This window comes from Streptomyces sp. R818 (assembly GCF_056172735.1).
Window position 1 is genome coordinate 153,053 of the sequence record NZ_JAOCNE010000001.1, and the last position, 22,951, is coordinate 176,003.

General features: G+C 71.5%; 15 protein-coding genes. 6 read left to right on the forward strand and 9 right to left on the reverse strand.

Annotated features, from left to right (window positions below; translation table 11 throughout):
* Nucleotide 1: 1 nt before the first annotated feature.
* The 3 genes from N5I75_RS00655 to N5I75_RS00665 are packed head-to-tail and all read left to right on the forward strand — an operon-like array spanning nt 2 to nt 3,546.
* Nucleotides 2-1,141: an aminotransferase class V-fold PLP-dependent enzyme gene (locus N5I75_RS00655; RefSeq protein WP_476673154.1), complete on the forward strand. Its 1,140-nt coding sequence runs from the start codon at nt 2-4 to the stop codon at nt 1,139-1,141.
* A 6-nt stretch (nt 1,142-1,147) separates the two neighbouring features.
* Complete coding sequence (locus N5I75_RS00660; protein WP_476673156.1) at nt 1,148-2,314, forward strand: alanine racemase; 1,167 nt, start codon at nt 1,148-1,150, stop codon at nt 2,312-2,314.
* Nucleotides 2,311-3,546 carry a phosphopentomutase gene (locus tag N5I75_RS00665; RefSeq protein ID WP_476673158.1) on the forward strand — a complete coding sequence of 412 codons (1,236 nt, stop codon included), beginning with the start codon at nt 2,311-2,313 and terminating at the stop codon, nt 3,544-3,546. The genes N5I75_RS00660 and N5I75_RS00665 overlap by 4 nt, the downstream gene beginning before the upstream one ends.
* 127 nt (nt 3,547-3,673) lie before the next feature.
* Here the strand turns inward: N5I75_RS00665 and ffh are convergent, their stop codons facing one another.
* The 5 genes from ffh to nsdA form a co-directional block, all read right to left on the reverse strand.
* On the reverse strand, nt 3,674-5,230 hold the full coding sequence (ffh, locus tag N5I75_RS00670; protein ID WP_476673160.1) for a signal recognition particle protein: 1,557 nt from the start codon (nt 5,228-5,230) through the stop codon (nt 3,674-3,676).
* A 567-nt stretch (nt 5,231-5,797) separates the two neighbouring features.
* Entirely contained in the window at nt 5,798-8,308 is a 2,511-nt protein-coding gene (locus tag N5I75_RS00675; RefSeq protein WP_476673162.1) for a [protein-PII] uridylyltransferase, read from the reverse strand.
* Between the two features lie 58 nt (nt 8,309-8,366).
* On the reverse strand, nt 8,367-8,705 hold the full coding sequence (locus tag N5I75_RS00680) for a P-II family nitrogen regulator (RefSeq protein WP_361065033.1): 339 nt from the start codon (nt 8,703-8,705) through the stop codon (nt 8,367-8,369).
* Entirely contained in the window at nt 8,702-10,057 is a 1,356-nt protein-coding gene (locus N5I75_RS00685) for an ammonium transporter (protein ID WP_476673164.1), read from the reverse strand. Before N5I75_RS00685 ends, N5I75_RS00680 begins: the two co-directional genes overlap by 4 nt.
* A gap of 275 nt (nt 10,058-10,332) precedes the next feature.
* Nucleotides 10,333-11,814 carry a transcriptional repressor NsdA gene (nsdA, locus tag N5I75_RS00690; RefSeq protein WP_476673166.1) on the reverse strand — a complete coding sequence of 494 codons (1,482 nt, stop codon included), beginning with the start codon at nt 11,812-11,814 and terminating at the stop codon, nt 10,333-10,335.
* A 480-nt stretch (nt 11,815-12,294) separates the two neighbouring features.
* Between nsdA and N5I75_RS00695 the strand changes: the two genes are divergently transcribed.
* Nucleotides 12,295-12,963, forward strand: a complete 669-nt coding sequence (locus tag N5I75_RS00695; protein ID WP_476673168.1) for a bifunctional DNA primase/polymerase — start codon at nt 12,295-12,297, stop codon at nt 12,961-12,963.
* Between the two features lie 80 nt (nt 12,964-13,043).
* Here the strand turns inward: N5I75_RS00695 and ftsY are convergent, their stop codons facing one another.
* Nucleotides 13,044-14,246: a signal recognition particle-docking protein FtsY gene (gene ftsY / locus N5I75_RS00700; protein ID WP_476673170.1), complete on the reverse strand. Its 1,203-nt coding sequence runs from the start codon at nt 14,244-14,246 to the stop codon at nt 13,044-13,046.
* A 234-nt stretch (nt 14,247-14,480) separates the two neighbouring features.
* Here ftsY and N5I75_RS00705 point away from each other — a divergent pair, with 234 nt between their 5' ends.
* Nucleotides 14,481-15,926, forward strand: a complete 1,446-nt coding sequence (locus N5I75_RS00705) for a cytosine permease (RefSeq protein ID WP_476673172.1) — start codon at nt 14,481-14,483, stop codon at nt 15,924-15,926.
* Between the two features lie 56 nt (nt 15,927-15,982).
* On the forward strand, nt 15,983-16,954 hold the full coding sequence (locus N5I75_RS00710; RefSeq protein WP_476673174.1) for an LLM class flavin-dependent oxidoreductase: 972 nt from the start codon (nt 15,983-15,985) through the stop codon (nt 16,952-16,954).
* A 120-nt stretch (nt 16,955-17,074) separates the two neighbouring features.
* Here N5I75_RS00710 and N5I75_RS00715 read toward each other — a convergent pair whose 3' ends face one another.
* The 3 genes from N5I75_RS00715 to N5I75_RS00725 form a co-directional block, all read right to left on the reverse strand.
* Complete coding sequence (locus tag N5I75_RS00715; RefSeq protein WP_476673175.1) at nt 17,075-18,499, reverse strand: sugar porter family MFS transporter; 1,425 nt, start codon at nt 18,497-18,499, stop codon at nt 17,075-17,077.
* 215 nt (nt 18,500-18,714) lie between these two features.
* Nucleotides 18,715-22,263, reverse strand: a complete 3,549-nt coding sequence (gene smc, locus N5I75_RS00720; RefSeq protein ID WP_476673177.1) for a chromosome segregation protein SMC — start codon at nt 22,261-22,263, stop codon at nt 18,715-18,717.
* A gap of 218 nt (nt 22,264-22,481) precedes the next feature.
* Nucleotides 22,482-22,685, reverse strand: coding sequence for a hypothetical protein (locus tag N5I75_RS00725; RefSeq protein ID WP_399063255.1), 204 nt, complete (start codon nt 22,683-22,685; stop codon nt 22,482-22,484).
* Nucleotides 22,686-22,951 lie beyond the last annotated feature (266 nt).

A 22,951-nucleotide genomic window follows, 5' to 3' on the forward strand; every position in this document is an offset into this window, starting at 1 on the left:
CATGCCCCGACCGAACCCTCCCTCGGTGCCGTCCCTTCCCACGACCTATCCGCTCGCCACCGTCCCCGTCGAGGAAGCCGCTGCACGGCAGTTCCGGCTCCTCGAATGCACGGCCGCGCACTTCCGGGGCGCCGAGTTGTTCTCCGCGGACGCCGGGGTGGTGCCCGGCCTCGGACGGCCCAGGACGACCGCCCAGGTGGAGGCCGTCCTCGCCGACTACTTCGGCGCCGAGGACGCCGCCCTGGTGCAGGGCGCTGGCACCGGCGCCATCCGCGCGGCGCTGAACGCGGCGGCGAGCGCGGCGGTGAGCGCGGGCGATCCGCTGCTCATCCATCGCGCGCCCGTCTACCGCACCACCGAGGTCACCCTGCGGGGCCTCGGCGTCCGGACGCACGAAGTCGACTTCAACGACCTCGACGCGCTGCGCGCCGCTCTGGGCTCCGGCCGGTTCCGCTGGGCGTACGTGCAGCACACGCGCCAGCGGCTCGGTGACTCCTACGACCCGGGGGAGGTCCTGGCCGCCTGCCGCGAGGCCGGGGTGCGCACCGTCGTCGACGACAACTACGCGGTGTTCCGGGTCCCCGAGGCGGGCGTCGAGCTGGGCGCCGACGCGTCCTGTTTCTCCCTCTTCAAGCTGCACGGCCCGGAAGGCGTGGGCGCCGTGGTGGGCGCCCGTGACCTCGTCGAGCACGTCCGCGCGGACAACTACTCGGGCGGCGGCCAGGTCCAGGGTCACCAGGCGCTCGACGCGCTGCGCGCGCTCACGCACGTACCGGTGATGTGGGCGCTGCAGTCGAGGGTCGGCGCGGAGGTCGCCGAGCGTCTCGCGGCGGGCGAGGTGCCGGGCGTCACCGACGTGCGGATCGCCAACGCGCAGGACCGCTGCCTGCTGGTGCGCCTCGACCGGCCCGTCGCGCGTGAGCTGCCCGCGGTCGCGGAGAAGTTCGGGGCGGCGCCCTATCCGGTGGGCTCCAACTCGCGGTACGAGATTGCGCCGCTCTTCTACCGCATGTCCAGCTCCTCCCTCGACGACGCCCCGGAGCTCGCCGACTGGACGGTCCGGATCAACCCGATGCGGGCAGGTGCCGATCTGGTCGTCTCCGTCCTGCGCCGCTCCCTCCTCGAACTCAGCAAGGACTGACCGACCGTGTTCCTCGACAGCCTGCTCGCCCGCAACCCCGCGCTGATCGACGCGGCGACCGATCTCCACCGGCGCGGCGCGATCCCGCCGGACACCTACGTGATGGACCTCGACGCGATCGAGGGGAACGCGGCACTGCTCGCCGCTGAGGCCGAGCGGCTCGGCCTGGACCTCTGGTTCGTCGTGAAGCAGCTCGGCCGCAACCCCGAGCTGATCAAGGCGATCGCCAGGCACATCCCCAAGTACGCGGCCATCGACCCGCCAGAGGCCCGCACTCTGCACGCGGCCGGCGCGCGGGCCGGCAACCTCGGGCATCTGGTCCAGATCCCGCACCGGGCGCTGCCCGAGATGCTGGCGTGGCGCCCGGAGACGGTGACCGTGTACGACGCGGCGAACGCGCGGGCGGTGTCCGAGGCCGCGCTGCGCCTCGGCTTCGTCCAGGACGTGCTGGTCCGTCTCGAAGGCGCGGAGGGCGCCGTCTACCCCGGGCAGGAGGGCGGGGTCCCGCTCACCGGCATCGAGGAGTTCGCGGTGGAGGTGGAGCGGCTGCCCGGGGTGCGGATCGCGGGCGTCACGGCGTTCCCGTGCGTGCTGTGCGATCCGGTCACAGGCCTGCCCGCGCCGACGCCGAACTTCGAGATCGCGCTCAAGGCGCGGCAGATAGTGGCGGCGCGCGGACATGAGGAGCTCAAGCTCAGCGCGCCCAGCGCCACCTCCGTGGCCACGCTCCCGCTGCTGGCCGAACTCGGCGCCACGCACGGCGAACCCGGCCACTCCCTCACCGGCACCACCCCGCTGCACGCGCGCGACCCCGGCCAGCCGGAGACGCCCGCGTACGTGTACGTCACCGAGGTCGCGCACACCCTCGCCGACGGCCGGCCCGCGGTCTTCGGCGGCGGCTTCTACGCGCGTTCCCACATCAGGTCGGCGCTGCTCCCCCGCACGGGCCTGCGACTTGCGGTGCAGGACGCGCCGCCGCAGAACATCGACTACTACCGGCTGCTCGACGCTCCGGAGACCGGTGCGGACGTGCGGGCGGGCGACACCGCGCTGCTCGCGTTCCGCACGCAGATCTTCGTGACGCGCTCGACGGTCGCGGTCGTGGCCGGACTTTCGTCCGGCGAGCCGCGTCTGGCCGGACTGTACGACGCGCAAGGGAAGGCCGTCTCATGAGCAAGACCGTGATCGTGGTGGTGGACGGGTTCGGCGTCGGCGCGATGGCGGACGCGGGGACGCTGCGCCCCGGCGACCTGGCCGCGGACACCTGCGGGCACGTCCTCGACCGGTGCCGGGAGGCGTTCGGCAGGCCGCTGCGGCTGCCCGTGCTCGGCGCGCTCGGCCTCGGCCTGGTCCACCGGCACCCCGACCTGGCCCGGCGCACACATCTGCCGGTGGCCGTAGGGAGGGCCGCGCTCGGCTACCCGGGGGCGGACACGTTCGCCGGACACCAGACGATGATGGGCGCGGACTTCAGCCGGGTGACGGTGGCGCGGCTCGCCGAGCACCTCGAAGACGTCACCCGGGCGCTCACGGGCGCGGGCCACAAGGTCGAGCCGCTCGACGGCGAGCCGCTGTTGATCGTGGACGGCACGGTTCTCGTGCACGACAACCTGGAGGCGGACCCGGGCATCAACTGGAACGCGTCGGGCCGCCTCGACGACGTCGACTTCGCCGGGATCCTCGCCATCGCCCGTACAGTGCGGTCGGTCGCCCCGGTCGCCCGCGTCATCGCGGTCGGCGGCCATGCGGAGGAGTCGCTGGACGCGTACGTGCGCGCGGGCGACGGCGGCACGGTCGGCCTGGACACCCCGGCGTCCGGCTTCTACCGCAACGGCGGGCTCCAGGTGCAGCACCTCGGCGCCGGCCTCGACCACACGCGTCAGCTCCCGGACCTGGCGGCGCGGGCAGGTGTGCCGGTGACGCTCGTCGGCAAGGCGGCGGACATCCTGGCCTGCGAGGCGGCCGTGCGGCGGCCCGCCGTGGACACGGCCGAGGTCCTCGCGCACACGCTCGAAGCGGTACGGGCCGAGGGGGACGCGCTGGTCGTGGCGAACGTGCAGGAGTCCGACCTCGCGGGCCACCAGCAGGACACCGAGCGCTACGGGCGCATTCTGGAGCAGGTCGACGCGGGCCTCGCCGCGCTGCTCTCCCTGCTCTCCGAGCCCGGCGACCGACTGATCGTCACCGGGGACCACGGCAACGACCCGACGATCGGGCACGCCTTCCACACGCGCGAGTACGTCCCGGTGCTGATCCACCACCCCGAGGCGCACGGTGCCGAGCTGATGCCGGACGCGACGAGTCTGGCCGACGTGGGCGCCACCGCGGCGGCGGCGCTGGGCCTCGATCCGGCGGGGCTGGCCAACGGCACGGAGATACGGGTGGCCTCGACGCGGGCCGCCTGATCACCTCCGTACGGATCGCCGCTCAGCGGATGGCCGTACAAGGGACCTCCGTACAGGGGTGAGGGGCGCCCGCAGCAGCGAGCGCCCCTCTCCCCTCCGCGTACGGAAAGGTCACCGGATCATGGTGTCAGCCCATGAACTTCTTGAACTCGTCGGGCAGTTCGAAGTCCTTGGCGTCCTGACCGGCGCCGGGCAGACCGAGCGCGCCGCCCGCCTCGGCGGCGGCGGCACGCCGGGCGGCCTCCTCCTGCTCCTGCTGCTTGCGCTTCATCGGGTTGCCGGAGCGCTGCTTGCCCTTGGCCTTCTTCGCCTGCTTCTTCTGCCGGGCACCGCCGCCGCCCATGCCGGGCAGACCGGGCATCCCCGGCATGCCGCCGCCCTGGGCCATGCGGGACATCATCTTGCGGGCCTCGAAGAACCGCTCGACGAGGTTCTTGACCGCGCTGACCTCGACACCGGAACCCTTGGCGATACGGGCGCGGCGCGAGCCGTTGATGATCGAGGCGTCGGCGCGCTCGGCCGGGGTCATCGACTTGATGATGGCGGCGGTACGGTCGACGTCGCGCTCGTCGAGGTTGTTGACCTGCTCCTTCATCTGCGCCATGCCCGGCAGCATGCCGAGCAGCTTGGAGATGGAGCCCATCTTCCTGACCTGCTCCATCTGCGCCAGGAAGTCGTCGAGCGTGAAGTCCTGGCCCTTCTTGGAGGCCAGCTTCGAGGCCATCTTCTCGGCCTCTTGCTGCGAGAAGGTCTGCTCGGCCTTCTCGATCAGCGTGAGCATGTCGCCCATGCCGAGGATGCGGGACGCCATGCGGTCCGGGTGGAACGCGTCGAAGTCGTCCAGCTTCTCGCCGTTGGAGGCGAACATGATCTGGCGGCCGGTGACGTGCGCGATCGAGAGGGCCGCACCACCGCGCGCGTCGCCGTCGAGCTTCGAGAGGACGACACCATCGAAGCCCACGCCGTCGCGGAAGGCCTCGGCGGTGTTGACCGCGTCCTGACCGATCATCGCGTCGACGACGAACAGGACCTCGTCCGGCGAGACCGCGTCGCGGATGTCCGCGGCCTGCTGCATCAGCTCCTGGTCGATACCGAGGCGGCCCGCGGTGTCGACGATGACGACGTCGTAGACCTTGGACTTCGCGTACTCGATGGAGTCCTTGGCGACCTTGACGGGGTCGCCCACGCCGTTGCCCGGCTCCGGGGCGTAGATGCCGACGCCGGCGCGCTCGGCGACGACGCTGAGCTGGTTCACGGCGTTCGGGCGCTGGAGGTCGCAGGCGACGAGCAGCGGCGAGTGGCCCTGGGTCTTGAGCCAGTGGCCGAGCTTGCCCGCGAGCGTCGTCTTACCGGCACCCTGCAGACCCGCGAGCATGATCACGGTCGGGCCGGTCTTGGCGAAGCGCAGCCGGCGGGTCTCGCCGCCGAGGATGCCGATGAGCTCCTCGTTGACGATCTTGATGACCTGCTGGGCGGGGTTCAGCGCCTGGGAGACCTCGGCACCGGCCGCCCGCTCCTTGACCTGCTTGATGAAGGCGCGGACGACGGGCAGCGCCACATCGGCCTCAAGGAGGGCGATCCGGATCTCGCGCGCCGTGGCGTCGATGTCCGCCTCGCTGAGGCGACCCTTGCCGCGGAGATTCTTGAATGTCGCTGCGAGGCGATCGGAAAGAGTGTCGAACACGGCGGTCGCGAATCCTCGGGTCGGGTGGCTCTACGGACAGGTGGCCTTCCAGGGTATCTGCCGCGACGGATTGGGTCAGCGCCCCGTCGGGGACACCGCAAGCGGACAGGTGGTACGGGTACGCTCCGCGCCCTGCGGCGCGTCTGCGAGCGGCGCTCGCCGGGGCGGGGTCTGCCCTCGGGCGGGGTGGCACCGGCGGCGGGCCGCACGGCCTTGGCCGGTGCCGGTGCCGGTGCCGGTGCCGACGCCACTGCCGCTGCCGCTGCCGCTGCCGGTGCCGACGCCACTGCCGCTGCCGGTGCCGACGCCACTGCCGGTGCCGGTGCCGCTGCCGGTTGCGGTCGCGGCTGCGGCTGCGGCTGCGGCTGCCAGACGCCATGCCCGGCCGTGGTCCCTCGCCAAGGACGCGCGGACGGACTTGGCACCTCGGCCGACCGCCCCGCCCGGCCGGAGGGCCTACTCAAAGGCGCACGCCGCCGACAAGGCCAAGCCCCGCCCCGCAACCTGGCGGCAGCGGCGCATTACCGACAAAGCCAAAGCCCGCCCCCCGAACCGCAACACCGCAGCTCAGCCGCCGGACCCCGCTCCCGTCTGCAGCGCCTTCTCGACCGTGCGTGCCACCGATACCGCCTCCTCCGAAGGCAGGGGCGCGCCTTGCAGCCCGGTGACGTAAAAGGCGTCGACCGCGTTCGCGCCCAGGGTCGAGACATGCGCGGAGCGCACCCGTACGCCGGACGTTTCGAACGCGCGCCCGATGCGGTGCAGCAGGCCCGGGGCGTCCTGGGCCCGTACCTCGATGACCGTCGCAAGGCGGGAGTCCGCCGACGCGACGGTGACCCGGGGCGGTGGCGCCACCGTGCCGCGGCGTCGCGGATAGGCCGCGTCCCGTTCGGCGAGCCGCGCCGCGATGTCGAGCGAGCCGTCGAGAGCGCGGACGAGATCGGCGCGGAGCCGGGCGGCCTGCGGGAGGGAACCGTACTCGGCGGCGACCCGCCAGTTGAGGAGCAGGACCGAGGGCGGCGCCCCTTGGCCCCATTCGCCCGGCAGCGACAGCGAGCGCAGCTCCGCCGTGCGCACCGTGAGCCGGTGCATCGCCAGGACGCCCGACACGGCGGGGAGCACACCCGGCTGGTCCGGCACGGCGATCAGCAGCTCCACGCCCAGCGGTTCCGGCTCCACCGACTGGGCCGCCTCCGCCTTAGGCGCGGCCTCGGGCGCCGCCTCCGGCTGCGTACGCAGCGAAAGGACCGGGCCCTTCGTGCGGAACGCCTCCACGGCGAGCCGCTCCTGCTCGGCCGTGGGCTCGGCGCTGTCGGAGGCGTCCGGGTCCTCGGGAGCGGCCCCGGCCAACACCGCGGAGACCCGTTTGACCAGGTCGGTCACGAGGGAGCCGCGCCACGACGACCACGCGGCGGGGCCGGTGGCCAGCGCGTCGGCCTCCGTGAGCGCGTGCAGCAGCTCCAGCGTGCCCTGCGAGCCGACCGCGTCGGCGACGGCCCGTACGGTCGCCGGGTCCTCAAGGTCGCGCCGGGTGGCGGTCTCGATGAGCAGCAGGTGGTGGCGGACGAGGGTGGCGAGGACGGCGACATCGGCCCGGTCGAAGCCGATCCGCGCCGCCACGTCCCGCGCGATGACCTCGCCCGCGACGGAGTGGTCGCCGGGCCAGCCCTTGCCGATGTCGTGCAGCAGCGCGGCGACGAGCAGCAGGTCGGGCCGGCCCACGCGGCGGGTCAGCTCGGAGGCGCGGACGGCGGTCTCGACGAGGTGCCGGTCGACGGTCCAGGTGTGCACGGCGTTGCGCTGCGGCCGGCAGCGGACCCGCTCCCAGTCGGGCAGCAGCCGTGTGATCAGCCCCTCGGCCTCCAGCGCCTCCCACACGTCGACGGTCGTGCGGCCCGCGCCGAGGAGTGTGACGAGCTGTTCGCGGGCCTCGGCGGGCCACGGGCTGGGGAGCGGCCGGGTCGCGGCGGCCATCCGCCGGACCGCGTGCAGCGACAGCGGGAGCCCGGCCTGGGCCGCCGCGGCGGCGGCGCGGAGCGGGAGCACGGGGTCGCGTTCGGGCCGGGCGGCGCGCGCGAGCACGGCCTCGCCGTCCATCTCGACGACGCCCTCGGCGAGCGGCGAGCGCTCCGGGGGCGCGGACTTGCCGCCGCCCAGCATGGCCCGCAGCCGGGGCCGCACGGAGCGGGACTTGAGGACCCGGCCGACCTCGCGCCAGGTCACGTCGCTGGCGTAGGACACGGTGCGCGCGGCCTCGTACACCTGTCGGAGGAGCACGTCGGCGTCGAGCAGTCCGAGTTCGGCGGCGACCTGGTCCTGTTCCTGGAGGGCGAGGCGGTCGGTGGCCCGGCCGGTGGACAGGTGCAGGGCGTCGCGCACGTCGAGCAGGCGGCGGCGCGCGTCGGCGAGGCCCTCGCGCGGCGCGTCGGCCAGCCAGGACGCGGCGACGGCCCGCAGCGCGGTGGCGTCGCGCAGGCCGCCGCGCGCCTCCTTCAGATCGGGTTCGAGAAGGTACTGCAGCTCGCCCTGGCGTGCGGCGCGCTCCTCGCACAGTTCGCGCAGTTCGGGAAGGCGCTTGGGTGCCTGGTTGCGCCAGTCGGCGAGGACGGCGGTGCGCAGTCCGGCGGTGAGGCCGAGATCGCCGGCGAGGTGGCGGGCGTCGAGGAGGCCGAGTTGCACCTTGAGGTCGTCGCCCGCGGTCTTGCGCGCCTCGACGGGTGTGCGCACGGAGTGGTCGAGGGCGAGGCCGAGGTCCCACACCGGGTACCAGATGCGGTCGGCGAGCGCGGCGACCGCGCCCGGGTCGGCCGAGCCGTCGTGCAGGAGCAGCAGGTCGAGGTCGCTGCGCGGGGAGAGCTCGCCGCGCCCGTAGCCGCCGACGGCGATGAGCGAGACGCCGCCGCCCGGCGTCCCGGCGCCGAAGAGTCCGGTCAGCCAGTCGTCGGTCAGCTCGGCGAGGGCGGTACGGCGCGGCGGCCCGGACCGCGCCCCGTCCTGGAGGAGGCGCAGCCGGGCCGCCGCGTAGCCGCTGGGCCGGTCGTCCGCTGCTTCGGTCCGTACATCGTTCCCACTCGCCACGCGGCGGCTCCCGTCCTGCTCAGCGTCGGATCGCTGGTCGAATCGCTGGTCGCGCCGATTACAGCGCGTCCGGCCCGCGCTCGCCGGTCCGGACGCGGATCGCCGTCTCGACGGGGACCGCCCAGACCTTGCCGTCGCCGATCTTGCCGGTGCGCGCGGCCTTCACGACGACTTCGAGGAGCTGCTCCGCGTCGTCGTCCTCGACCAGGACCTCGATACGGATCTTGGGTACGAGGTCGACGGTGTACTCGGCGCCGCGGTAGACCTCGGTGTGGCCGCGCTGGCGGCCGTAGCCGCTGGCCTCCGTGACGGTCAGGCCCTGGACGCCGAAGGCCTGGAGGGCCTCCTTGATCTCGTCGAGCCGGTGCGGCTTGACGACCGCGGTGATGAGCTTCATGCGTCCACCTTCTTCGTGTTCTGGGCTGTCTGCGCGGCGGGCGTGGCGGGCACGGCGGTGCGGGCCAGGGAGCCGCCGCCCGCGCCGGTGAAGTCGTAGGCGGTCTCGGCGTGCTCGACCTGGTCGATCCCGGCGACCTCGTCGTCCTCGGCGACCCGCATGCCGAGGGTCTTGTCGATGAGGAGGGCGAGGAGGGCGGAGACGACGAGCGAGTAGGCGAGGACGCCGCCGACACCGGCGCACTGCTTCCAGAACTGGGTGAGGCCGCCGCCGTAGAAGAGGCCCTGGGCGTCGGACTGGCCGCCGCCCGTGGCGAAGAAGCCGATGAGCAGGGAGCCGGCGATACCGCCGACCAGGTGGACGCCGACGACGTCGAGGGAGTCGTCGTAGCCGAACTTGTACTTGAGGCCGACGGCCATGGCGCACAGCACACCGGCGATGGCGCCGACGGCGATCGCGCCGAGCGGCGAGATCGCACCACCGGAGGGGGTGATGGCGACGAGTCCGGCGACGGCGCCGGAGGCGGCACCGAGGGAGGTGAAGGCGCCGTGGCGGAGCTTCTCGTAGATGAGCCAGGCGAGCATGGCGGCGGCGGTGGCGACCTGCGTGTTGACGAACATCAGCGCGCCGACGCCGTCGTCGTTGCCGAGCCACGATCCGGCGTTGAACCCGAACCAGCCGAACCAGAGGAGACCGGCGCCGAGCATCGTCCAGGGCAGCGAGTGGGGCCGCATCGGGTCCTTCTTGAAGCCGACGCGCTTGCCGATGACGAGGATGACGCCGAGGGCCGCGGCGCCGGCGTTGATGTGCACGGCCGTGCCGCCCGCGAAGTCGATGACGCCGAGGTCGAAGGCCCAGCCGCCGGTGCCCCACACCCAGTGGGCGACGGGGAAGTACACGATCGTGGCCCACAGCGTGATGAACAGGGCCCAGGCCGTGAACTTGACGCGGTCGGCGAGGGCGCCGCTGATCAGGGCGGGCGTGATGATGGCGAACATCAGCTGGAAGACGGCGAAGACGTAGACGGGGACCGTGTAGCCGTCCCAGAGCTGGGTCAGGCCGATCCCGCTGAGGCCGACGAAGTCGCTGTCCCAGCCGAGCAGCGACCCCTTGTCGGTGCCGAACGCGATCGAGAAGCCGTACAGCACCCACAGGATCGTGACGATCCCGAGGCTGATGAAGCTCATCATCAGCATGTTCAAGGTGCTCTTGACGCGGACCATGCCTCCGTAGAAGAAGGCGAGACCCGGCGTCATGAGCATCACCAGGGCGGAACAGATCAGCATGAAGCCTGTGTTCGCGGCAGAGAGTTTCGGCGCTTCTGCGGCGAGCGTGATGGCGGCAGGTGCCATCGGCGTCTCCTCGTCGTCGGTACGGCCCCGTGCGGCGAAGCCTGGCGGCGGCCATGAAGGGTGGGCCGGTTATGCGCCAGACTCTGGCCCAGCGCGGTTTCGGCGGGGGCCCCTCGATGTTTCGGCGCAGTGACGAAGAGGTCGTGGGTGTTACGCCTGCATGAAGTGGCGGCACAGCGGACCGGCCGCGGCTTTCCGTCTCCGGTGACCTGGCATGGGGGAGCCGAGTCGGGCTGTAACGGGGACGGTCGGCCGCGGCCGGCGTTTGTGGGGTGTCAGACCGCGGCTTCGGCGGTCTCGGGCAGTTGGACGGCCAGTTGTTCGGTCAGCTGGATGACTTCGGCGACGTCCCCGAAATCGCGGACCGCGGTGTCCACGGTCTTGCGGATACGGGTGTTGACGCGCTCGGAGCGGACCTTCTTGGCGATCCCGAGGGCCTGCTCCGCCATGACCGTGGCCTGCTCGGGCTCCTTCTGGAGCAGGTGCACCGTGGCCATGCCGATCAGGTTCAGCGCGTACGAACGCTGGTGCTCGAAGTCCTTGCCGAACAGGTCGACGGCCTGCTGCATCACCGGCTCGGCCATCGACGCGTAGGTGGGGCTGCGCCCGGCCACATAGGCGAGGTCGCGGAAGGAGTGGCTGTTCTCGCCGTGGAGTTCGGCCTCGGAGAAGAAGCGGATCCAGTCGGGGTCCGGGTCGTCCCACTCGTCGGCGTCGGCGAAGGTGTCCTCGGCCATCCGCACGGCCCGCTTGCACTTGCCGGGCTGGCCCATGTTCGCGTACGCGCGGGCCTCCATCGCATACAGCATGGCCTGGGTGCGCGGACTGGCGCAGTCCCGACTGCCGTACTGGGCGAGGTGGACGAGTTCCAGGGCGTCCTCGGGGCGGCCCAGGTGGATCATCTGGCGGCTCATGCTGGACAGGACGTACGAGCCGAGCGGCTTGTCGCCCGCTTCCTTGGCGGCGTGCAGGGCGAGCACGAAGTACTTCTGCGCGGTGGGCTGCAGGCCGACGTCGTAACTCATCCATCCGGCCAGCTCGGCGAGTTCGGCCGCGACCTTGAACAGGCGTTTGGTGGTGGCCTCGGGCTGCGGTTCCTGGAGGAGGTCGGTCACCTCGTGCAGCTGTCCGACGACCGCCTTGCGGCGCAGGCCGCCGCCGCACTGGGCGTCCCACTGGCGGAACATGACGGTGGTGGACTCCAGCAGGTCCAGTTCGGGCCTGGAGAGACGGTTCCCCCGGCGCTGCGCGGCCGTGTCGGGGTCGGGAGCGGACGAGGCGCCGCTGGGGCCCGGCACGAGCCAGCGCTGCATCGGCTCGATGAGCGAGGGGCCCGCGGCGAGCGCGAGGGAGCTGCCGAGGAAGCCCCGGCGCGCCAGCATCAGGTCGCTGCGCGAGAACTCGCCGATGAGCGCGACCGTCTGCGGCCCGGTCCACGGCAGGTCGACGCCGGAGACCGAGGGCGCCTGGTGCGCGGCGCGCAGTCCGAGGTCCTCGACGGCGACCACGCAGCCGAACCGCTCCGAGAACAACTCGCTGAGGATGCGTGGGATCGGCTCGCGCGGGTTCTCCCCGTCGAGCCAACGCCGCACACGCGAGGTGTCGGTGGAGATGTGGTTGGCGCCCAACTGCCGGGCTCGCCGGTTCACTTGGCGCGCCAGCTCGCCCTTCGACCAGCCGCTGCGCACGAACCACGAGCCGAGCAGTTCGTTCGGGCGCTTCTCAGCGTTCGTCACGCTTCCGCCGCTGCCGCCCACTGGAACGCCCCCATCCCTTGAACCGTCTAAAGCACTCAACTCAACGCCACGTCCTGTCGGCCGCTTCCTCTGCGAAGCCCTACCCGCAAGCCCTATCAGAATGCCGCCAACTCGGGGCTCCTGTCCGTCAGTTGTCACTCGTCGAACAGGAAAGCGACTTGCCTGCGGCATACCCACGGGTGCATGTACCCCGAGGATCCGTGTACTGAAAGTAATCCTACGATCACCCCTCCGGCGAGGGTGAACGTGGAAACGCCACCATTCGCCACCCCTTCGAATGAACTCAAGGCGCGCCACACGCGATTCACTTGACATAGGACAGCCGGAAGTCGGCGAAACGGAGTGCGCGAGGGCGCACGACGCCGGGCGCACCACCCCGGATGCGACTCACCGCCGCCCCGACCAGGCGGCTCGCGCACACTGGGTAACGATCCGATTCCGTCACGTAACCACCGGCGCGCAGTACCCGTTGGAGGGGGCATGGGCTTCACGATCGGCGGCATTCGCGAGATGCGCTCCGGGTCACGTCGTCGCGGCCGTACGTCCGGCCGCGCATCGGCCTGCACCGCGGTGGCGGAGTTCACCGGGCTCTGGGGCTGGGACGTGGTGCCGGGGGCGCGGGCGGCAGGGCCCCACTGCTCCTGCGGCAAGGCGGACTGCCCGGCGCCCGGCGCGCATCCGCTCGACCCCACGGCGGTGGTCCCGGCCGGCGCCACCCTCGACCAGGTGACCGATGCCTGGAGCCGGTTCCCCGGCGCCTCGGTGCTGCTCCCGATCGGCCGCGCGTTCGACATCATCGACGTACCCGAGCCGGCGGGCCGCCGCGCCCTGATCCGTCTGGAGCGGATGGGCCTTCCGCTCGGCCCGGTGATCGCCACCCCGGAGGGCCGCGCGCACTTCTTCGTGGCGCCCGGCGCGGCCGCCCAGCTCCCGTCACTGCTCTACCGCACGGGCTGGGACGACGCGGCGCTCGACCTGCACGCGCTCGGCCCCGGCGCGTTCATCACCGCCCCGCCCTCCGACCGCGCGGGGCTCGGCCCGGCGACCTGGCTGCGCGCCCCGTCCCTGGACACGGCGACCCAGCCGCCGCAGGCGCGGCTGCTCCTCGGGACGCTGGCGTACGTGGCGCACCGCTCGCGCTGCGCGTAACCGACACCGCCGCTTGGGCGTGAGAAAGGGGGCCGGGAAGGTGCTCGCACCTTCCCGGCCCCCTTTGGGCTCCGTCCGGGCTACTCCCCGATCAGCGCGTCCACGAACGCCTCGGGCTCGAACGGCGCCAGGTCGTCGGGGCCCTCGCCCAGACCGATCAGCTTGACCGGCACGCCCAGCTCCCGCTGGACCGCGACGACGATGCCGCCCTTGGCCGTACCGTCCAGCTTGGTCAGCACGATGCCGGTGATGTCGACGACCTCGGCGAAGACGCGCGCCTGCACGAGCCCGTTCTGCCCGGTCGTGGCGTCGAGCACGAGCAGCACCTCGTCGAGCGGGGCGTGCTTCTCGACGACGCGCTTGACCTTGCCGAGCTCGTCCATCAGGCCGGTCTTGGTGTGCAGACGGCCCGCGGTGTCGATGAGCACGACGTCGGCGCCCGCGGCGATGCCCTCCTTGACGGCGTCGAACGCGATGGACGCCGGGTCGCCGCCCTCGGGCCCGCGCACCGTCTTCGCGCCGACCCGCTCGCCCCACGTCTGCAGCTGGTCGGCGGCGGCGGCGCGGAACGTGTCGGCCGCGCCGAGCATCACGTTCTTGCCGTCGGCGACGAGCACGCGCGCGAGCTTGCCGGTGGTGGTCGTCTTGCCCGTGCCGTTGACGCCGACGACCATGACGATGCCCGGAGTGTCCAGGTTCGAGTCGGTCTTGACCGTGCGGTCGAACTCGGGGACGAGCAGCGTGAGGAGCTCCTCGCGCAGCAGCGCCCGCAGCTCCTCGGGGGTGCGGGTGCCGAGCACCTTCACGCGCTCGCGCAGCCGGTCGACCAGCTCCTGCGTGGGCTGCACGCCGACATCGGCGGTGAGCAGCGTGTCCTCGATCTCCTCCCAGGTGTCCTCGTCGAGGTGCTCGCGGGACAGCAGGGTGAGCAGTCCCTTGCCGAGCGCGTTCTGCGAGCGGGAGAGCCGGGTGCGAAGGCGGACCAGGCGGCCCGCGGTGGGCTCCGGTACCTCGACCGCCGGAGCGGCCGGAGCCTCGACGACCTCCTCGGTGACCGGTTCGGCGACCGGGAGGTCGACCTCCTCGATCGTGCGCCGCGCTTCGTCGCGCGGCGTCTCGGCCTCGTCGCCGACGTGCGGCTCGGTGGGCGGGGCGGTGGTGATGTCGGGCGCCGAGGGCGGCGGCGGAGGCAGCTGCTTCTTCTTGCGGCTGCCGACCACGAGCCCGCCGAGCGCGCCGATCACGACCACGGCGATGACTACAGCAAGGATGACGATGTCCATAACCCGTCCAGTATCAGCCATGGGGCCCTTGCGGAGCCGTTCTCGTCGCATCCTCCAAGGGACAAAGGACTCCGCAAGGTATTACTCGGACTAAACTACGATGGAAGAGGTCGCATCAACGCGCGTAGAGTCCCTCGCGAGCTTCACTTCGCGAGCCGTTGCGGACTCGCCCTCCGCGCGCCCCTCGCGCACTCTCCCTCCGCCCCACCCCACAGAGGCACGGAACCCCACCGCATGAGCAAGACCGCCGAATCCGAAGGCGCCCTGGAGACGCGCGGCATCGAGCCCGTCCCCGATGCCGAGCGCACCGCCAAGACCCGCGAGCTCTTCCCGACGTGGGTCGCGGCCAACATCAGCGTGCTGTTGCTCACGATGGGCGCGAGCCTCGTCGTGGCGTACAAGCTCAACTTCTGGCAGGCCATCGTCGTCGCGATCGCGGCGCCGATCGTGTCGTACGGGCTTGTGGGCCTGATCGGCATCTCGGGCAAGCGGGGCGGCGCGCCCGGTATGGCGCTGTCGCGCGCGGTCTTCGGCCAGCGCGGCAACCTGCTCCCCGGTTCACTCATCTGGGTCGCCCGCTGGGGCTGGGAGACGATCAACGCGGTGACGGGCGCGTACGCCGTGCTGACCGTCCTGGACATCCTGTTCGACATCAAGCAGAACGACTTCCTGGTCATCGTCACGCTGCTCTGCTTCGTCGTCGCCACGTTCGCGATCTCGGGCCTCGGCATCAACGCCGTGCAGAAGTGCAACAAGTACGCGACCTACCTCTTCGGCCTGTTCACGGCGCTGGTCCTGGTCTACCTGATCGTCGACACCGACTGGTCCCAGGTGTTCGACCAGCCCGCGGGCAAGACGTCCCTGATGGTGGCGGGCATCGGCCTGATCGCCGCCGGCGGCGTCAGCTGGATCCCGGCCTCCCCCGACTTCACCCGCTACCTGCCGCGCAGCGCCTCCTCCAAGGCCATCGTCGGTCACTCGATCGGGGGCGCCGGCATCGTCGTCCTGCCGATGGTCCTGATGGGCGCGGTCATGGCGGTCTCCACGCCCGACCTCGCCTCGGCCGCCGACCCGGTCTCCTTCCTCGGCGAGATCCTGCCGATGTGGATCGCGGTGCCGTACCTGCTGATCGCGCTCGTCGGCATGCTGCTCATCAACGCCATGTCGATGTACTCGGCCGGTTTCACCGCGCAGACCCTCGGCTTCAAGGTCCCGCGCCACTGGGCCGTCTCGGTCAACGCGCTGATCTCGCTGATCTTCGGCGGCATCCTGATGCTCGTCGCCACCAGCTTCATGGGCTCGTTCATCGCGTTCCTGTCGCTGCTCGCGGTCGCGTTCTCCGCGTGGGTCGGCGTCTTCGGCGCGGACATGTTCCAGCGCAAGCACTACGACCCGGCCGCACTCGTCGACACCACGCGCACCAGCGCCTACTGGTACAAGGGCGGCTTCTCCCCCGCGGCCGTCGCCGCCTGGGCCGTCGGCCTCGTCGCCGGGCTGCTCTTCACCACGTCGGACTGGTTCACCGGGCCGCTCGCCACGAACAACTTCATCGGCGAGTACGGGCTCGGCTGGATCGTCACGATCGTCGTCTCGGGCCTGCTGTACCTGGCGCTGCCGAAGCCCGTGGACACGACCACGGCCCCGGCGGACAGCGCGGAGCCCGCACCCCTGGCCGTCTGACGCCCCGTCAGCTACCGTCCCCCTTCGCCCGCACTCGCGTGAAGGGGGACTTGTCCATGCCCGTCTCCGTCGTACGGTTCAACCTCGTCGAGCCCGGCGCCACCCCCGAGTCGCTGGGCGCCCGCTACAAGGCGGCGGTCGAGATGGCCGCGTACGCCGACGGCCGGGGCGTCGACACGGTGCAGACCGAGGAGCACCACGGCGCCGCCGACAACTGGCTGCCGTCGCCGTTCACCTTCGCGGGCGCGGTCCTCGGCGCCACCCGCCGCATCGCGGTCACCGTCTCCGCGATCATCGGCCCGCTGCACGACCCGCTGCGGCTCGCCGAGGACATCGCCGTACTGGACCTGCTGAGCGGCGGGCGGCTCGTGACGGTGGCGGGGATCGGGTACCGGCCGCAGGAGTACGCGCAGTTCGACGTGGAGTGGACGCGGCGCGGGGCACTCCAGGACGAGCTGCTCGACACCCTGCTGAAGGCGTGGAGCGGCGAGGAGTTCACCTTCCGGGGGCGGCAGGTCCGCGTCACCCCGCGCCCGTACACCCAGCCGCATCCGCTCCTGCTCGTCGGCGGCTCCTCGCGGGCGGCGGCGCGCCGCGCGGCCCGGTTCGGCCTGCCGTTCTTCCCTAGCGCGCACCTGCCGGACCTCGACACGTACTACAAGGAGCGGCTCGCCGAATACGGCACCGAAGGCTGGACCATGATGCCCGCCGAGAACACCTCGCTGCTGCACCTGTCGGAGGACCCGGACCGCACCTGGGCCGAGCACGGCGCGCACTTCCTGCACGAGGCGCGGACCTACGCGTCGTGGCAGTCCACCGACATCCGCTCGGCCGTGAAATCGGGGGCGACGACGGTCGAGGAGCTGCGCGCCGAGGGCGTCTACCGGATCGTGACGCCGGAGGAGTGTCTCGCACAGGGGCTCGACCATTACGTACTGCACCCGCTGTCGGGCGGCATGCCCCTCGACGAGGGGTGGCGCAGCCTGCATCTGTTCTGCGAAAACGTGCTGCCCCGGCTCAAGGCCTGATCGCGCGGGCCGGTGAACCGGGGCAGTGACGTGAAACGGGGAGGTGGCAGCGGGGACTTGACCCACCTCCCCGGGTCTGCGGCCTGTCGCGAGGACAGGCACGGACGGGGAGCGGGCCGGTCAGCCCATCTCCTCCAGGGACTTGCCCTTGGTCTCCTTCACGAACTTCATGACGAACGGGATGGAGATCGCGGCGAAGGCGCCGTAGATGATGTACGAGCCGCTCAGGCTCCACTCCGACATGGACGGGAAGGTCTTGGTGATGGCGAAGTTGGCCAGCCACTGGGCCGAGGCCGCCACACCGAGCGCCGCGGCGCGGATCCGGTTGGGGAAGATCTCGCCGAGCAGCACCCAGACCACGACGCCCCAGGACAGGGCGAAGAAGAGGACGAAGGCGTTGGCGGCGATGATCGCGGTCAGGCCCTGCGCGTTCGGCAGCGAGACGTTGTCGCCGGTGCCGGTGCGGTAGGAGAAGGCCCAGGCCGCGGTGAACAGGGCGGCGGCCATACCGGTGGAGCCGATGATCGCGAGCGGCTTGCGGCCGATGCGGTCGACGAAGATCATCGCGATCACCGTACCGATGATGTTCACGATCGACGTCTCGAAGGAGTACAGGAACGAGCTGGAGGGGTCCTTGCCGATGGACTGCCACAGCTGGTTCGAGTAGTAGAAGATCACGTTGATGCCGACGAGCTGCTGGAAGATCGACAGGAAGATGCCGATCCAGACGATCGGCAGGAAGCCGAACTTGCCGCCGAGCAGGTCCTTGAAGGACGACTTGTGCTCGCTGCGGATGCCGTGCTCGATCTCGGCGACGCGGGCGTCGGTGTCGATACCGGTGCCCTCCACCTCGGCGAGCACCTTCTTGGCCTGGTCGCGCCGGCCCGCGGAGATCAGGAAGCGCGGCGACTCGGGGATCGCGAAGGAGAGCAGACCGTAGAGCAGGGCCGGGATGACCATGACGCCGAGCATCCACTGCCAGGCCTCCAGGCCGGCCAGCTTGCCGCGCTGGTCGCCGTCGGCCATGTTCAGGATGCCCCAGTTGACGAGCTGGGAGACGGCGATGCCGATGACGATCGCGGCCTGCTGGAACGAGGCCAGTCGGCCGCGGTACGCGGGCGGGGCCACCTCGGCGATGTAGGCCGGGCCGATCACCGACGCCATGCCGATGCCGAGGCCGCCGATGACGCGCCACATGGTCAGGTCCCAGGCCGCGAAGGGCAGCGAGGAGCCGATGGCGCTGATCGCGAACAGGAAGGCGGCGATCTGCATGCAGCGGATACGGCCGATGCGGTCGGCGATGCGTCCGGCGATGGCGGCACCGACGGCGCAGCCGAGCAGCGCGGACGCGATGATCCAGCCCAGGGTGTCGGCGCTGACGTCGAACTTGTGCTGGATGGCGACGGTCGCACCGTTGATCACGGAGCTGTCGTAGCCGAACAGGAAGCCGCCCATCGCGGCCGCGGCCGTGATGAAGATGACGTGCCCGAGGTGATCGGGCTGGGCGTTTCTGGCTCCTGACGAAGGTGCCTCAGTGCTGGTCACGTGTACTCCTCGGGCCACCGGCTTCGCTGCCGGGGGTGGGGGCGAGCCCTTCCAGTGGCGCACAACTGCACGCGGCTCACCACCTGAAGGTAAAAGCAACGTTGCAGAGACTATGCCTTCAAGTTTCGAAGTCAATAGTGAGACTGGTGTGAGTTATCAGGCATGGAAGTGGCAGTTGAGTTCAAGACTTGAAGGTTGCCCGAGGAGGTGGGGCGCTAGCGCAGCCGCTGGCTGATCACCTTCGACACCCCGTCGCCCTGCATGGAGACCCCGTACAGCGCGTCGGCCACCTCCATCGTGCGCTTCTGGTGCGTGATCACGATGAGCTGGGAGGCCTCCTGCAGCTCCTGCATGATGCGGATCAGGCGCTGCAGATTGGTGTCGTCGAGAGCGGCCTCGACCTCGTCCATCACGTAGAACGGGCTGGGCCGCGCCTTGAAGATGGAGACCAGCAGGGCCACGGCGGTCAGCGACCGCTCGCCGCCCGAGAGCAGGCTCAGCCGCTTGACCTTCTTGCCCGGCGGACGGGCCTCGACATCCACGCCCGTCGTGAGCATGTTGTCGGGATCGGTCAGGATCAGCCGCCCCTCACCACCCGGGAACAGCCGGCTGAAGACGCCCTCGAACTCACGCGCGGTGTCGCGGTAGGCCTCGGTGAAGACCTGCTCGACGCGTTCGTCGACCTCCTTCACCACCTGAAGGAGGTCGGCCCTGGTCTTCTTCAGGTCCTCCAGCTGCTCACTGAGGAACTGGTGGCGCTCCTCAAGTGCCGCGAACTCCTCCAGGGCCAGCGGATTGACCTTTCCGAGCTGCTGATAGGCGCGCTCGGCGGACTTGAGCCGCTTCTCCTGCTCCGAACGGACGAAGGGCCGCGGCTTGTTGCGCGGATGCTCCGGGTCCTCCGGCAGTTCCTCGCCCTCGGCGGGGAGCGAGGGCGGCACGAGCTTCGCCGGACCGTAGTCCGCGACGAGCCCGGCCGGTTCGACACCCAACTCCTCCAGCGCCTTCGTCTCCAGCTGCTCGATGCGCAGCCGCTTCTCCGCTCCTAGTACCTCGCCTCGGTGAACTGAATCAGTGAGTTTGTCGAGCTCCGCCTTGAGATCGCGGCCCCGGGTCCGCTCGGCGACGAGCTCCCGCTCCCGCTCCGCCTTGGCGCGCTCGGCCAGGGTGCGCTCCTCGTCGGCGCGGGCGACGGACACCTCGACGTGCGCGAGCAGCTGCCGGGCCCCGGACGCCACGGCCTCGGCGACGGCGGCCTCGTACTTCATCCGGGCGCGGCGCTGCTCGGCACGCGCGCGTGCCTCGCGTTCCGCACGGGCGGCCCGGTCGAGCGAGTCGGCCCGCCCGGCGAGCCCCTTGACCCGCTCCTCGTGCGTACGTACCTGGAGGCGGGCCTCCATCTCGGTCTGACGGGCGTTGGCGCCGTCGGCGGAGAGCCGGTCGCGCACGGAGGTGTCCGGTTCTTCATCGGCGGGTTGTTCTTCCGCCACCGCCAGCCGCTCGGCCAGCTCCTCCGCGTCCATCGCGGCCTGCTCAAGCGCCTCCTGCGCCCGAGCCGCCGCCGCGGCGCCGCGCTCGGCCTCCCCCGCGGCGCCGCGCGCCTGCCCGGCGAGCCGCCCGAGCTGCTGGGCCCGGCCGGAACGTTCCCGCTCTATGGCGCGCTGCCCCTGTCCCAGGTCCTCCACGCGCGCGGCGCACTCGCCGCGCCGCTCGGTCGCCGCGTGCTGCGCCTCGGCCAGCTCCTCGCAGCGCGCGGCCAGCTCCTCCAGCTCGGCGGCGGCCTCGTCCACCGACGCCTGCACCTCCAGGAGGCTCGGCGCCCCGGCGGACCCGCCCTGCGCGTAATGGGCGCCGAGCAGATCACCCTCGGCGGTCACCGCGGTCAGCTCGGGCCGCGCGTACACCAGGTCCTCGGCGTCCTCAAGCGTCCCTACGACGACGATGCCGCGCAGCAGGTGGCGTACGGCGGCCATGAGCTCGGCGGGGCCACGCACGAGATCGGCGGCGGGGGGCGGGCCTCCGGCGGACGTCTCCCGCAGATCGGGGCCGCCCGCGAGCAGCAGCGCCGCCCGGCCCGCGTCCTGCTTGCGCAGCAGGCGAATCGCTTCCGCTGCCGACGCGGGGGTGGCCACGGCGATCGCGTCGGCGGCCGCACCGAACGCCGCCGCCACGGCGACCTCGTACCCCGGTGTCACGGTCAACAGCTCGGCGGCGGGACCGAGGACGCCGGTCAGCTGCTCCCGCGCGCCGAGCAGCGCGCCCGAGCCGTCCTTCCTGCGCAGGCCGAGCGCGAGCGCCTCGTGGCGTGCGGCGACAGCGGCCCGCTTGCGCTCCGCCGACGTGGCGGCTTCGCGCGCGGCGGACAGCGCGGATTCGGCCTCGGCGAGCGCGGACTTGGCCTCCTCCAACTGAGCCACGAGCTCCTCGTCCCCGGCGTCGAGCCCGTCGACCTCGGCCTTGAGCTGCTCGTACTCCTCCTGCGCGGCGTCGGCCCGCTGCTGCGCCCCGTCCCGGGCGGCGGCGAGCCGGTCGATCTCGGCCTGCGCGGAAGCGGCCCGCGACCGGGCGGCGTTGGCCTGGCCCTGGAGCCGGGCGAGGCCCTCGCGCCGGTCGGCGATGGCGCGGGCGACGTCCTTGAGGCGCCGCTCCTCCACCGCGAGCTCCCGCTCGAGCTCAGCGCGGTGGGCGACGGTCTCGTCGAGCGCGACCTGCGCCGCTTCGAGCGCCGCCGACAGCTCGGCCTCCTGCTCCCGCACCCGGGCGGCCTCGCGCTCCAGATCCTCGGGGTCGCGGCCGCGCCGCTCCTCGGCCGGCGCGGAGGCGGCGCTGCGCACGCGCGCGTCGGCCAGCGAGATCGTGCCGCGCACCCGTTCGGCGAGCTGCGACAGCTCGTACCAGCTCTGCTGGGCCCGCTGGAGCCGGGGCGTCAGCTGGCGCACCTGGTCCTCCAGGTGCCCCTCGCGCAGCACCGCCTTCTTCAGCTCGTCCTCGGCCGCTTCCTTGCGCTGCTTCAGCTCGGCCTCGTCGGCGACCTCGGCGCTGAGCGCCTCCCGCATCCGTACGAGATCGTCGGCGAGCAGCCGCAGGCGCGCGTCGCGCAGGTCGGCCTGGATGACGGCGGCCCGGCGCGCCACCGCGGCCTGCCGTCCGAGCGGCTTCAGCTGGCGCCGCAGCTCGTCGGTGAGGTCCTGCACGCGCGCGAGGTTGGCCTGCATCGAGTCCAGCTTCCGCAGCGCCTTCTCCTTGCGCTTGCGGTGCTTGAGGACGCCCGCGGCCTCCTCGATGAAGGCGCGGCGCCCCATGGGGTCGGCGTGCAGGACGCCGTCGAGCTGGCCCTGGCCGACGATGACGTGCATCTCGCGGCCGATGCCGGAGTCGGAGAGGAGGTCCTGGATGTCCAGGAGGCGGCAGGTGTCACCGTTGATCTGGTACTCGCTGCCGCCGTTGCGGAACATGATCCGCGTGATGGTGACCTCGGCGTACTCGATGGGCAGCGCGCCGTCGGAGTTGTCGATGGTGAGGGAGACCTCGGCGCGGCCGAGCGGCGGGCGCCCGGTGGTGCCGGCGAAGATGACGTCCTCCATCTTGCCGCCGCGCAGCGACTTGGCGCCCTGCTCCCCCATGACCCAGCTCAGGGCGTCCACGACATTGGACTTGCCCGAACCGTTGGGGCCCACGACGCAGGTGATGCCCGGCTCGAACCGCAGGGTGGTGGCCGAGGCAAACGATTTGAACCCGCGCAGGGTGAGGGCCTTGAGATGCACGCCGTCGGACTCTACCCGGCACCCTTGTCTCACTCCATGAACCCACGGTTTCGCCCGTGAAGGTGCAGGGCACATCAGACGTTAAGAATGAGCTTCGGGCGCGGGGGCGGCCCTGGGAGAGCGGGGCGGAAAAGAAAGAAGGGACGCCGAAGCGTCCCTTGCATATCTCTGTCAAGCGGCTGTACGAGCAGCCTGCTCACGCACTGCGCTGGGCGTGATCAGGTGAGCGCCGGCTCCGCCTGGGGTACGTCGATGCTCTCCATGAGAGAGTCGCGAGAAGCGGCAGCCGCGAGCGCGTCGTTCTCGGCCTGGATCCTGCCGAGTTCGGATTCCAGATCCTGAACACGCTGCTGAAGCCGTCGCATCTCGGCGAGGAGTCGCGGGTCGCTGCCGCCGACGTAACCGAGAAGCGCCTTTGCCATGATGGATGGTCCTCCACACTGAGTGACCGACCGAAGCGGTGGTGGGTCGTGAGGGAATCGCACCCGCGGTGCTTGGCACTTGTTGTGTCTTGCTGGCCGTTCTCACATGCCAAACAGCTAAGGTGCGCGGGGATTCCAGAGTCTCACCAAAAAGTTTGACGGTCAACACGATCACGCCCCGTATCGGTGGGCAACCCGGTGGCATCGCGCCGTGGATCGTCCGGCGCGGCCTGTCTTCCGGGGCCCTGGGGGCGTGTGATCATCCG

Bases quoted from the DNA above. Each gene is read 5' to 3' on its own strand.
- N5I75_RS00655 (WP_476673154.1), top strand. From the start codon at position 2: ATGCCCCGACCGAACCCTCCCTCGGTGCCGTCCCTTCCCACGACCTAT.
- N5I75_RS00710 (WP_476673174.1), top strand. From the start codon at position 15,983: ATGCCCGTCTCCGTCGTACGGTTCAACCTCGTCGAGCCCGGCGCCACC.
- N5I75_RS00725 (WP_399063255.1), bottom strand. From the start codon at position 22,685: ATGGCAAAGGCGCTTCTCGGTTACGTCGGCGGCAGCGACCCGCGACTC.
- N5I75_RS00665 (WP_476673158.1), top strand. From the start codon at position 2,311: ATGAGCAAGACCGTGATCGTGGTGGTGGACGGGTTCGGCGTCGGCGCG.
- ftsY (WP_476673170.1), bottom strand. From the start codon at position 14,246: ATGGACATCGTCATCCTTGCTGTAGTCATCGCCGTGGTCGTGATCGGC.
- N5I75_RS00705 (WP_476673172.1), top strand. From the start codon at position 14,481: ATGAGCAAGACCGCCGAATCCGAAGGCGCCCTGGAGACGCGCGGCATC.
- N5I75_RS00680 (WP_361065033.1), bottom strand. From the start codon at position 8,705: ATGAAGCTCATCACCGCGGTCGTCAAGCCGCACCGGCTCGACGAGATC.
- N5I75_RS00685 (WP_476673164.1), bottom strand. From the start codon at position 10,057: ATGGCACCTGCCGCCATCACGCTCGCCGCAGAAGCGCCGAAACTCTCT.
- N5I75_RS00695 (WP_476673168.1), top strand. From the start codon at position 12,295: ATGGGCTTCACGATCGGCGGCATTCGCGAGATGCGCTCCGGGTCACGT.